10 protein-coding genes are annotated in these 12891 nt (G+C 34.9%); 2 read left to right on the top strand and 8 right to left on the bottom strand.

Features of this window, described 5'->3' with window-relative positions:
* Position 1: 1 nt before the first annotated feature.
* Positions 2 to 469: a ribonuclease HI gene (gene rnhA / locus ACFIJQ_RS01620; RefSeq protein ID WP_012754830.1), complete on the top strand. Its 468-nt coding sequence runs from the start codon at positions 2 to 4 to the stop codon at positions 467 to 469.
* 24 nt (positions 470 to 493) lie between these two features.
* Here rnhA and ACFIJQ_RS01615 read toward each other — a convergent pair whose 3' ends face one another.
* Entirely contained in the window at positions 494 to 1375 is an 882-nt protein-coding gene (locus ACFIJQ_RS01615; RefSeq protein WP_012754831.1) for a protein-disulfide reductase DsbD domain-containing protein, read from the bottom strand.
* A gap of 71 nt (positions 1376 to 1446) precedes the next feature.
* On the opposite strand from ACFIJQ_RS01615, the gene ACFIJQ_RS01610 reads away from it, so the two are divergent.
* Complete coding sequence (locus tag ACFIJQ_RS01610; RefSeq protein WP_012754832.1) at positions 1447 to 2031, top strand: YqgE/AlgH family protein; 585 nt, start codon at positions 1447 to 1449, stop codon at positions 2029 to 2031.
* A 42-nt stretch (positions 2032 to 2073) separates the two neighbouring features.
* On the opposite strand, the gene ACFIJQ_RS01605 is transcribed toward ACFIJQ_RS01610, so the two are convergent.
* From ACFIJQ_RS01605 to ACFIJQ_RS01575, 7 genes are all read right to left on the bottom strand, one after another.
* Positions 2074 to 4959, bottom strand: a complete 2886-nt coding sequence (locus ACFIJQ_RS01605) for an EAL domain-containing protein (protein WP_375628203.1) — start codon at positions 4957 to 4959, stop codon at positions 2074 to 2076.
* A gap of 412 nt (positions 4960 to 5371) precedes the next feature.
* Positions 5372 to 6646: a pitrilysin family protein gene (locus ACFIJQ_RS01600; RefSeq protein WP_012754834.1), complete on the bottom strand. Its 1275-nt coding sequence runs from the start codon at positions 6644 to 6646 to the stop codon at positions 5372 to 5374.
* Positions 6647 to 6729: 83 nt separating this feature from the next.
* A complete protein-coding gene (gene thrC, locus ACFIJQ_RS01595; protein WP_273787916.1) occupies positions 6730 to 8127 on the bottom strand; it encodes a threonine synthase in 1398 nt (465 codons plus the stop codon).
* 624 nt (positions 8128 to 8751) lie between these two features.
* On the bottom strand, positions 8752 to 9114 hold the full coding sequence (locus tag ACFIJQ_RS01590; RefSeq protein ID WP_273787917.1) for a hypothetical protein: 363 nt from the start codon (positions 9112 to 9114) through the stop codon (positions 8752 to 8754).
* Positions 9115 to 9329: 215 nt separating this feature from the next.
* Complete coding sequence (locus ACFIJQ_RS01585) at positions 9330 to 9692, bottom strand: hypothetical protein (RefSeq protein ID WP_273787918.1); 363 nt, start codon at positions 9690 to 9692, stop codon at positions 9330 to 9332.
* A gap of 186 nt (positions 9693 to 9878) precedes the next feature.
* Positions 9879 to 10235, bottom strand: coding sequence for a hypothetical protein (locus tag ACFIJQ_RS01580; protein ID WP_273787919.1), 357 nt, complete (start codon positions 10233 to 10235; stop codon positions 9879 to 9881).
* A 1791-nt stretch (positions 10236 to 12026) separates the two neighbouring features.
* Positions 12027 to 12722, bottom strand: a complete 696-nt coding sequence (locus tag ACFIJQ_RS01575; protein WP_375628199.1) for an HAD family hydrolase — start codon at positions 12720 to 12722, stop codon at positions 12027 to 12029.
* Positions 12723 to 12891: the final 169 nt, after the last annotated feature.

Here is a 12891-nt window from a genome sequence, read left to right as displayed (position 1 = left end):
TATGGCAACTCAACAAAAAGTCGTTGAAATTTATACAGATGGTGCTTGCTCAGGAAATCCTGGAATTGGAGGATGGGGAGCAATTTTACGCTGGAATGGTCATGAACGTGAGCTTTATGGCGGTAAGGTTCATACAACAAACAATCAAATGGAACTCATGGCGGCAATTTGTGCATTAAAGGCGCTTAAAGAGCCCTGTTTGGTCGACCTTTATACAGACTCAGTTTATGTGCGTAACGGTATATCTAAGTGGATTGAAGATTGGAAAAAGAATAATTGGCGCACTGCATCAAAAAATCCTGTTAAAAATATGGAGCTATGGCAAGCTCTTGAGGATGCTTGTTCTTGTCATACAGTCAGATGGCACTGGGTAAAAGGACATGCGGGACATCCAGAAAATGAACGCGCAGATGCCCTTGCTCGCAAAGCAATTTCTCAATATCGCGAAAATGGACGATTTCCAGCATAATTACTGTTTGAGAGTTTTTTTCTTTTATCGCGGAGTCGCAAGAGGGGTTGGCTGCGTATGGAATATGAATGTTCCACTTAAGGCGTAATCTTTAAAAGAAACTGTATAAAAAATTTTTTGGTTTATTTCTTCTGGTGCGAAATAGAGTGGAGCACTGAAGAGTGTATATTCTGCGTTATCACTGACTTTTTTTGCTGCTCCAATTTGCATTTCTCCTCCATCTAAAAAGAGAGAGGAAGGAGTGGTTTTGTTGTTATTTTGTATTTTTATAAGAAGGGTACTGTTATTTTTTTCGGCACTTATTTTTAGTGCATTCTGCATCATGCGGGGCAAAGAATCTTGGGCATTTTTTAAGAAGGAAGCAGGAAGATGTTTATTTTTAAGAGCAGATGGCGAAAAATCAAAGTTAACAGTAAATGGAAGACAGATTTTATTACATAATCCAAGAGTGAAAGCACCACTTAAATTTTTGCTTGAACCAGAAAGATTGAAGGGCAATATTACTTTATCTTTATAGCCTAATGACCAATCATTTTCTGTTTCAAAAAGCTGTGGGGTAGGATAAAAGATTTCATAAGAAACCTGTTGGTTGAAATTAAAAAACGGTGCCATGCCAGAATTACCTGGATTACGCCAGTAAGTTTTCCATCCTGGTTTAAGCACAATCTCAATAATGCCTTCTCTTATTCCAGAAAGAGAAGGTTCGGTGATTGCTAATCGGATACGACCACCATCTGATTCATACCAAGATGTTGCGAAAAGCTGGAGTTTTTGTTCTTTTTGAGCATTTACAGGAATGTTAAGTAATTCTAAAACTATGAATGTTAAGCTTAAAGTAACTAAAAGCTTTTTATAAAAGAAAGTTGCGATATTTTGTAAATTTGTAAATATATGACTTTTTTTCATTGGAGTTTTATTTTCCTAGTGTACTAAATGAACAAACTTTTATCATGTAAATTATGGAGAATAACAAATTAATGAAGCGGTGTAATGGCTTTTTAGGTGGACAATTACTCATAGCAATGCCTGGGATGAATGACAAACGCTTTATTCGTTCTGTTATTTACATTTGCGCGCATTCTGATGCCGGTGCGATGGGCATTATTCTCAATCAATTGCATCATATTGATTTTCCAGAGCTTTTGCTTCACTTGGGAGTCATAGACAGTGGCCAAAAAAAAAGTCTTTCTGAACCAATAAAACAGTTTCCAGTTCGCTATGGTGGTCCTGTTGATCCTTCGCGTGGTTTTGTCCTTCATTCAGATGATTATGCTTGTGAAGAAACTGTTTTTATTGCAGATAAGGTCTGTTTTACTGCGACAATTGATATATTAAAAGCGATCAGTTGCGAACAAGGTCCGCAACATGCACTGGTAGCGTTAGGTTATGCTGGATGGAAAGCGGGGCAACTTGAGGCAGAAATTTCTACAAATGGTTGGCTAATCAGTTCTACATCACCTAGTTTTCTTTTTGAAAGTGATTTAAGCTGCAAGTATGATAAAAGTTTAACACGCATGGGTATCGATCCAACTTATCTTGCTTCTGAAATGGGACACGCGTAGAGTTTTTTCTAAGCTTTTTAACTTTACACGTTATTTTATCCCTTATGTTTTTATTTTATAAGGGAAATGGCTCTGAACGAGCGTAATTAATTCTTCTATGGCAATCGGTTTCGTTACAAGTGTGCTTTGAACATATTTACAGCCTTCTTGACGGAGGAAGATTGCTTCTTTTTCATTTTCAACACCTTCTGCGATAATTTGCAAATTAAGATCTGTTGCCATATTAATGATAGACTTGAGAACAATTTTCTTCTTAAGGGAGTCGATTGAAATAAGTGAACGATCAAGTTTAACCATATCAAATGGATAACGTACGAGATAGGTCAGAGACGAATAACCTGTTCCAAAGTTATCGAGTGCGAGATTCATTCCAAGTGTTTTAATTTGTTCGAGAAAGTGCGCTGATTGTTCAGGATTATTTCTTAAGACAAATTCAGATATTTCAATCATCAAACGCCCTTTGTGGAGCGGATGACGAAGCAAAGCGGCGCGCAATTGACTGATAAAACGAGGATGAATCATTTCTGCGCTTGGTAAATTAATTGAAATAAAGAAAGATTGTTGGGAAAACTTTTCTTGTACATTTATAAGATCGATAATGGCATTATCGATGATAAATTGTGACAAATTCATAACAATTTGTTCGTTTTCTACGATTTTTATGAAATCAGAGACATTTAAATTTCCATAAGTGGGATGATGCCATTCTACAATTGTTTCAAAACCAATAATATGTCCGTCTGATAAATTAAGAATAGGATGGTAGAGGATTTTTATCTCATTACGTTTTATGGCATAGTGAACATCTTTTTCCAGAGTATTATGTTCGAGACCCAAAGTGCGAAAATTAGGACGGAAAGGTTCAATATGGTTTCCACCCATTTGTTTTGCACGAATCATCGCTAATTCACTATCATTAAAAATATCTTTAGCCGTCGATCGGCTTTCACTCCATGTAACCAATCCGATAGACGTTGAAAGGATTATTTTGTTTTCTGAAAGTGAAATAGGTGCTGAAATTGTTTTGTGCAAATGATCTGCAAATGCTGCAATTTTTTGTGGTTCAGTTTCACTGAGTAAAATAATTGCAAAGCGGTCTGCTGAAAGGCGCGATAAGGTGTCTTGAAAATTAATGAGACGGTTTAAACGACGTGCGATTATAAGCAGTACAGTATCTCCAACTGCTATGCCTAATTTGCGATTAATTTGGCGAAAATTGTCAAAATCAATCATAAAGACAGTCGGTCTAATTTTGATATTTGCTTTCGCCAAAGAGGTATAATTTTGTAGTCTATCGAAGAAAATTTGTTGGTTAGGAAGGCCGGTTAAGCTGTCGTGGATTGCATCATGCAATAAGCGTTCTTCGGATTTTTTGTGGTTAGTAATATTGACAATGGTTCCAATGACACGTGTGATTTTCCCATCTTTTTGCATAGCCGGACGTGCACGAAGAGAAAACCAATGATAATAACCACCACCGGAAGAAAGCCGAAAAATTTGATCAATGCGCCCTTTTTTATTTTTAAGAATGATATCTAATACGGCTTGAAAGCGTTCACGATCATCATGGTGCAAGGCTGAAATCCAGTTGCGCATAGGTCCATTGAGGTTATGAATTTCAGTACCAAAAAGGGTTGCCATGTTTGGATGTACAACAATACGGTCACGCTCAATATTCCAATCCCAAATAATATTTCCAGCTCCCTTTGCTGCGAGTACTTGTTGTTCAAGGTCGGAAAATATTCCTTCATGGAAAGCGTCATTAGAAAAAGTTTGTTGCAGGACAGTAAAGCTGATGAGAAGAACAATGAGCACTAGTCCTCCCGCTAATGCTGGCTGGATAATATCATTGTTTAGATATCCAGCTATGCAGGCATAGGCTCCAACACACCAAAAGCTAATGAGCAACCATGTTGGGATAAGCATAATGGCGCGGTCATAGCTTCTGATTAAGAAATAGATGATTAATATTATACCAAGCACAGCGGTAAGACCAAAAGACAAACGCGCAATTCCAGCTGCTCTGATTGGATCATAAATAGCAAAGGCTCCTAGACTGCAAAAGGCAATGGTCCAAGCGATAGCACCGTAACTAAAATGATAATGCCAGCGGTTAAGACTGAGATAGGTAAAAAGAAAAATGAAGAGTGTAGCAGTAAGTGCTACTTCTGTACCAGCACGCCAGATTGGTTGTGTTGTGAGTGTAACTGCAAAGAATTTATTTAAAAAGTTGAAGTCAATACCAATATAAAAAAGCACAGCCCAAGCAACAGCTGCTGTTGCAGGAAACAGCCCTGTTCCACGGACGACGAAGAGAACAGTTAACAAAAGCGCTAAGAGACCAGATATACCAAGAAGAATACCATGATAAAGCGTATAAGAATTAATTGCATCTTTATAAGCTTCAGGTTGCCATAAATAGATTTGCGGTAGATTTGCAGAGTTAAGTTCGGCCACAAATGTAACAACAGCACCAGGGTTAAGGGTAATACGAAAGATATCAGAGTTTGCACTAAGTTGACGATCGAGGGAAAAACCTTCGCTTGGCGTTATGGATTGAATCCTTGCTGATCCAAGGTCTGGCCAAAAAAATCCAGAACGCGCCATGCGGTAGTGGGGGGCAACTATGAGACGATCGACTTGTTCATCTGTTGGATTTGCAAGAGAAAAAACTGCCCAATTTCCGGAAAAATTTTCATTTTTTGCCTGCACTTCAATACGCCAAACAATACCATCTGGTCCTGGCGCTGTACTTGTTTGAAAAATAGAGCTGTTTGTATGGTGAATTTCAATTGCTTGTGAGAGATCAAGAGCAGCATCCTGAGAAGAAATTTTAACTGGCTCAATTGCTTGTGCTGATGTAAGATGGACAAGAGAACTAACGACTACAATGAAAATGATGTCAATTATTTTACGCAAACTCTTCACAATGTCCCACTCTCAATATTTTTGGATGTTTAACTTTCATTTCGATTTTTGAGAAAAAACGTCCACCTTTTATAATTTATTTACATAATAAATTGTTATCACTTTTTCTTAAGTTATGTGGTTTTATATACAAATAGACCACATGTCCATTTGCTTCAATGGAACTTGAAGCGAATGAAGTTTTATATTTTAAAAGGGCAAAGTTAAACCATGAATTTCCAGATTTCACGGATATACCTTCACTCATTAGAATCTTTATCACATGAAGTATGAATTGGGTAGTTTTGTACGCTTCTTTGCCCAATATTTCCAAAACTTATTTAATGAGAAGAGCTTTTGTGGTAAATTTTACGATAAAATATGTGTATGTTTATGTGTATGTTATTGTGATGCTGTTTTGAAAAGAAGTTTTTTATTTTAGCTTGGATGAAAGAGTTGACGTTAAATCATCAAAATTTATGAGGGGTCCTACAGGTCCGACAGCAGTTAGTGTTGGAGTGGAATTTGTAAAAAGACGATGTGCTAAGTCAGTTAATCTTTTAGGAGTGATGAGATTGAGGCGTTCAATTGTTTCCGATATTGGAATTGGTCGACCATAAAGGAGTATTTGGCGAGCAATGAGATGTGCTTGACTAGAGGGATTTTCCTGTGACATTGTCAGATTCGCACGATATTGCGTTTGTGCTCGTTGCAGTTCATTGGCGTGAATGTTTTTACTGACCTTGGAAAGTTCATCAAGAATCACGGGAATAAGTTCTTTGAGCCCTTCTTGTCCGGTAGCTGCGTGAACACCAAAAAGCCCAGTATCTGAAAATCCCCAATGAAAAGCATAAATAGAATAGCATAATCCACGTTTCTCTCTTACCTCTTGAAAAAGACGTGAAGACATACCACCACCAAGAATGATTGAAAGAATTTGGGCCGCATAAAAATCACGCGCGTGATAAGCACGCCCTTCAAACCCTAGAACAACTTGTGTATCCATTAAATCGCGATATTCACGAAAGTCGCCACCGACATAATTTGCAAGATTAGTAAGAGGTGCGGTTGAATGGGAGCGAAAAGTACCAAGACGACTTTCAACTTCTCGCAAGAAACTTTCGTGTTTTACAGCTCCTGCAGCAACGACAATCATACGATCTGCACTATATTGTTTATTGATGAAATCATGGAGATCAGTAGATGTAAATGATTGAATAGTTTTAGCTGTTCCTAAAATAGAGCGTCCAAGGGATTGATGACGAAAGGCTGTTTCTGTAAAGTGATCAAAAACAATATCATCAGGAGTGTCATGAGCGGCACCAATTTCCTGAAATATTACTTGTTTTTCTCGTTCTAGTTCATTGTCGTCAAATTTTGAATGCATTAAAATATCGGCTAAAATGTCTATAGCAAGTGGGATATCGCTTTTAAGTACACGTGCAAAGTAAGCTGTTGTTTCAATACTGGTTGTGGCATTGATTTCACCGCCAACATCTTCAATATCGGTTGCAATTTGAAAAGCAGTGCGGTTTTCGGTTCCTTTAAAAGCCATATGCTCAAGAAGATGAGCAATACCATGCTGTGTGGAGGTTTCATTGCGTGAGCCCACTTTAACCCATATTCCGAGGGCAACACTATCAATTTGTTGCATTGTATGTGTGGCGATAGTCAAGCCATTACTAAGGCGACATATATCTACATCCATGTATTTACAACTCCATTAAATAAGCTAAATACCTCATTGTAAGGGTATTAGAATATTCTTGATTTAAGTTAATGCAGCTAACTTTAATAAGATGCACGCGATTTTAAAGAGATATAATCTTTTACTATTTTTTCATCATTAGCAAGACTTATAAAGTGTTCTTTGCGTTTCATTACATCATTGAGATGAGATGGCCATGGGGCATGAAGTCCACAAGCACTTTTAATAGTATCAGGAAATTTAGCTGGATGAGCCGTGGCAAGAACGATCATTGGAATATGCGGTTTTTTGTTTTTACGCGCTACTTGAAGAGCGACGGCTGTATGTGGATCAACAAGATAGCCACTTTCCTTATAGACACTATCAATTGTTTGAGCTGTTGCAGCCATGTTGCTTTTCCCAGCGGAAAATAGGGAACGAATATTTTTGAGTTGCTTTTCATCAAGAGTAAAACGTCCTGATTGTTTCAAGTTGTCCATTGCATTGCGAATCCACATTGGATCACGATTGCCACTTTCAAAGAGCAAACGTTCAAAATTAGAAGAGACCTGAATATCCATAGAAGGTGATGTTGTATGGACTATTGGTTGTGTTTCGTAAGTACCGCTGGTCAATGTACGTGCAAGGATGTCGTTATCATTCGTTGCGATGACCAGTTGAGCAATGGGTAATCCCATACGGGCTGCGACATAACCTGCAAAAATATCACCAAAATTTCCAGTAGGAACAGTAAATGAAACAGCTCTATCAGGAGCCCCTAAGGAAAGTGCAGATGAAAAATAGTAAACAATTTGCGCCATGATACGCGCCCAATTTATAGAGTTAACACCTGAAAGCGCTCTTTTTTTACGAAAATTGTGGTCATTAAACATTGCTTTGACAAGAGCTTGGCAATCATCAAAATTTCCTTCAATGGCAATGGCATGAACATTTGAACATTGATTGGTTGTCATTTGCCGTTGTTGAACAGGTGATACACGTCCTTTAGGAAATAAAATAAAAATATCTGAGTGTTCTTTTCCAGCAAAAGCTTGTATCGCAGCCCCTCCTGTATCACCTGATGTTGCAGCAATAATCGTTGCACGTCTATTTTTTTCAGTCAAAACATAATCCATCAGTCGAGAAAGAAACTGCATTGCGACATCTTTAAAAGCTAAAGTAGGACCATGAAAGAGTTCAAGGATAAATTCATCTGCTCCAGTTTGTCGTAACGGACAGATTGCTGGATGGTGAAAGGTTGCATAAGATTCAGCGATCATATTTTCAAAAGCTGTATATTCGATTTCGTTATTCACAAAGGGCCACAGAATAGTTTTAGCAATTGTTGTATAGGACTGACCACGAAGTGCTCGTAACGCATCAAATGAGAGCTGGGGAAATTTATCTGGCAGATAAAGTCCCCCATCACTCGCCAATCCTGTCATGATCGTTTCCGTAAAGCTTAAAGCAGGAGCTTCACCTCTCGTGCTGATATATTCCATAAGTCTTATCCTTTTTTTATTTCTGGAAAATTGGTGAAGTTATTTATTTCACGTTTTTCATAATATTTAAATTATTAAATGGATAGTTTTTTTTACTCAATAATGAAAGGAAATAGTCTTAAGCATTTTTATTTTTGAGATATAAACGTCAAATGTTCACAGAAAATCTGTTAAAGTCGAAAATTTTCTCTCTATTATTCATTCACTTAAATTTTGCAACGTATCTTTATTTGCGTACCTTATTAAATAACAAAATCAAATAGATAGAATGGTTTTTATTGAAGAACTTTTTTGAAAAACTCAATCATTCATAGTTATTTTATGCTCTTATACTTTGTAACAATTAAATCTGCTAAAATGAATGTTGAAATGATACAACCAGAAATTCACACTGGAAGATTTATAAGGTAATTTTATGGCATTTCGTGCGCAAATCTATACTTTGAATAATGTTTGTTTAGCTTAATCTATTATTTTGTATAATGATAGATATTATATTTGTTCTATACAGTATGGTAACCTGAAGTTTATCCATAGAAAACATACAACAGCCTGCTAAGTGATGTGAAGCAGGCTGTAAAGTATTCTCATTTTAAATAGAAAAAATAACTGAGTATTTTTGAATTATTTGCCTTTAAGTTTTCCTATTGCCCATCCGATTGTCCCGCTAAATATGGACATAACAAATCCAGTCAAGAATCCAAAACCCAAAGCTCCTACTGTAGAAAAAACTCCTAGCGTAATTGGTTCAAATACTTTCTCAAATTTTCCTTCAATGGCAGTTTCACTTTTTTCTCCATGAGTGAAACTTGGGACATAAAGAGAAGCTATATCGATAGCTTTTTTCTTTCCCTGTTCTATTAGAGAGACAGTTTCCCATTGAATATCATTTTTCAAATGATTAGCATGAACATTTATAACTTGTGAAAGCAAAAAAGCAACTGCTATAAAAATATTTAATACGTAAGTTTTCAATACTTTAATCATAATTTATCACCAATACTTTTACTTTTGTTTTAATTTGAATTGAATAGATGCATCGGCAGAATTAGTGCACATTGAGAGAAACAGAAGCATTTAAAGCTTTTTCATTCTTAATGTGATAATTCATTAGTTTTTTGTCATCAAAAATGGATAAATACAGAATATATCCATTGTTTATATTTCGTATGAGAAGGTTTTATTCTGATAAAATTTCAATTTTAACGAGATTTAAAATACGATATTATTTTACCTATTATCCATCCTAAAAACATGCCTATCGTACTTGATGCATATCCAAGTGCCATCCCAACACCAAAGGTTCCGAGTGTAAGAGGTTCAACGACCTTTTCAAATTTTCCTTCAATAGTAGTTTCATTATCCACTCCAAGATTTAGAATGGGGCTATAGAGAGAAACGGTATGGACTGCATCCTGTCTTTTCTGCTCTATGGCAGAAACAAAAATATTCTCACGATGAGTATTATTTTGCAAATAGTTTGCATGCACATTTACAACCTGTGAAAGAAAAAAGGCAGACATAATGAAAATACTTAACATATGATTTTTTAACAATTTAATCATAATTTACCTCAAATATTTTATAATATTCAATATATATATATATGTGTAAATTTATACTTTGGATATTTGGATATAATCTACAACATTTATATCTTGTATCAAGAGAAGCTTCATTATGTAATTATTTACAACAAATAATAGATTTCATAATGAAGCTATTATTCTAGAGTTCTAGACGAGGTTGAATTATTTGAACATCAACACTATGTCCTTTATCCAACTTATTATCGATCCTATAAAGCTCATTGCATATCCAGCAAACAATAGTCCCACTCCTACAGTCATAGGCTCAACGACCTTTTCAATTTTTCCTTCACCTGTTGTTCCCTTTTCTGTTTGATAATTTACAGATGAAACATAGAAAGCAGTCGTAGAAACTACATCAGATTTTGCATACTTTACTTGTTCCATTGGGAAAACAGAAAGTTCCTCTTTTGGAGTATCGGTTTTCAAATAGTTTGCATTAACATTTACAGTTTGTGAAATAAAAAAAGTGCTCGCTATAAAAATGCTTAAGATATAATTTTTAAATATTTTGACCATAACTTTACCTCAAATATTTTTAATTTATATATGTAAGAAAATATACATAATGTTTATATATCTCACACTATATACAATTTAGATATTTCAATATGTATTTTTAGTCAATAATAAAAATACATATAAAAATATAAATATATTTTTTTGTAAACATTATTGTAAAAAGGTAACAGTAATAGTCACAAAAATATTTTTTAAAATTTTATGAAATATTTCGTTATGTGTTATATATAAATAACATGTGGTGATCGCATAATTTTTATAAAATGATATTAATATTATTTTTTTTAAATACATTTATAGATAATAAAAAATATGAAAATTATGATGTATTTATAAAAATACTATCAAATATTAAAATATAAATGGATGCGATAAATTTTTATTATTTACAATAGTTGTTATAGATACTAAAAATATACAGTTCTCTCATAGTATAAAGTAGAGCTCGAATTGGATAGAGATAAATGATATTATCTTTTTCTCGCCAATGTGAACAGCATATTAATGTGATGTAAAGCAGTATATAGAAGAATATCAATTCAGAGACATTTATGAGTGCTGAAAGATCGGCATTAGATAATATTTTTCAACATTTTCTTCTTTCCAAACCGAAAAACCACTTTTATTTTTAGAAAGGATGTCTTTCCTAAAGTTGGATTACTTTTGAAAAGATCTGATTTTATTGCTTATTAAAAAAGTCTATGCAAGTGCTTTCAGAAAATTTTGAGCAACTACAGGTATCTCTTTACGTTGTTCTATGTTTCATATTTATGTGCTTTTTTAAGAAATCCTTCTCAAGGTACTCAAGCCTATTTTGCAATTATAGATATGATGATAAAGCCCCATAATATAAAATTCTTAGGGCATCAGAATCTTTGATGTTTATAAAGAAGAAAGATGGCATCGCCATACACTTTGCTCGCTTCTAATATTGCTACAATCTTTGCATCTTGAGATGATTTATTAAGAGACATTTTTATTTCTTTAATTCAGCATATCTAGGTTTGAAATAAGAGAATCTTACAATATTCGTTTTTTTGTTTAGTTCAATAATGATAAATTATTATTATAAATCAATGTGTTGACCGCAAATTACTTGGTGTGAAATGTTTTTTATAAAATGCACATCGTCATAAGAATCTATTCTTTTTATCTTTTGTAATTTTAGGGAGGTTGTACCAATTGATGCTGTTAAAATACTGTTTAAGCAGCAAAGTAAATAAACCTTCAACAAGTTTACGAGATTTGGATTGAGTAAATATAAGTCCTTCTAACTCAACAAGGACGCTTTTGTTGTTTTCAATAAACTCTTGTATTCCATAGATTCCGCGAATTTTAATATGCTTTCCATGTTCAATACGCACATACTCTAAAATTTTACCATAGTGTGTGATTTTTTTGATCAGATGAAAGAGGCTAGCAATTTTCACATCTTGTCGAGCAGGGCATCGTCATATTCCTTTTTTGAAAAATATAATAACTTATCAGGATGGGCTGCTGAGGTTGGGAGTGGGATATCGGATTTGAGATAGATAAGCAGGGTTTGATTTTTATGAGTTTTCCTCCCTGTTGTTTGCTTTTTTTTTAAGCGCGTGCAATGGTTAACTGACTTATTGATTGCTCAACGAGGTGCTATATTTTTTCCTTCACATTGAAATGCAATTCACCCGTATCGTGAATTACGCATTTATTGAAGTTATTATAAAAGAAGCAACGAGAAGAGAAGGGCATTTGAGTAAAAATGCTTCTTACATAAGGGTTTACAAACTAATATATTCAAGAGGTTTTTTATAATAGGTCCCTCCATACTGCCATTGCTTCTAAGACTTCTCCTAAATGAGCATGTTTTGCGATAACTGTTTCTGCACCAGCTTCTGCAAGTGCATTAGAGTGCCCAAGATAGCTATGTGATCCTCCCGTAAAGCCGATGACACGCATGCCTGCTGCTGTGGCTGCGTGTACACCATGAAGGGAATCTTCTATAACGATAGTGTTTTGTGGCTCTGCCTGTAATTGTTGTGCGGCAAAAAGGAAAACATCAGGGGCCGGTTTCGTTCTTTTTGTTCCAACTTCAGGTGCTGAAAATATTTTATCTTCAAAAAGGTCATAGAGATCAACCGTGGTGAGCATCTCTTTTATATCTACGCTTTTTGCATTAGAGCAGATACAGTAGGGATAGCGTGTTTGAATAATTTCTACGGCTTCTCTTACATCATCAATAGCCCGTAATTTAGTTTTTATTTGTGTACGAAAAATATTAGTCATCTGATCTATGAGATTAGCGGAAATTGGTTTTTCTGTTTCCTGTTCAACTTGTTTAAGAATATCGCGAAAAATAAGCCCTGCAAAACGCTCACTCAATTCTTCGGGTGATATTTCATATCCTGTTTGTTTGAGCAATTGAGATCCAATTTTTGCTGCAAGATATTCAGAGTCGACGAGAACTCCGTCACAATCAAAAATAATAAGATCTATCTGAGGCATAAGATATTCCTTTACATATTACGAGATGGACAACTTTCATGAAAACGATATTGAGAGGATCTTATTTCATAAAAATACGCTTTGAAAATGATTCTTAATTCTTTTACGAAATAAAAGATACGGGAACAGTACATTGAAAAAAAGAAAAATAAGGTTTCATTCATATGAA

Source organism: Bartonella sp. TT67HLJMS, from assembly GCF_042193375.1.
Classification (GTDB): Bacteria; Pseudomonadota; Alphaproteobacteria; order Rhizobiales; family Rhizobiaceae; genus Bartonella; species Bartonella grahamii.
The sequence above is the reverse complement of the archived record's forward strand: the minus strand, read 5'-3'. Positions and strand labels throughout refer to the sequence as shown.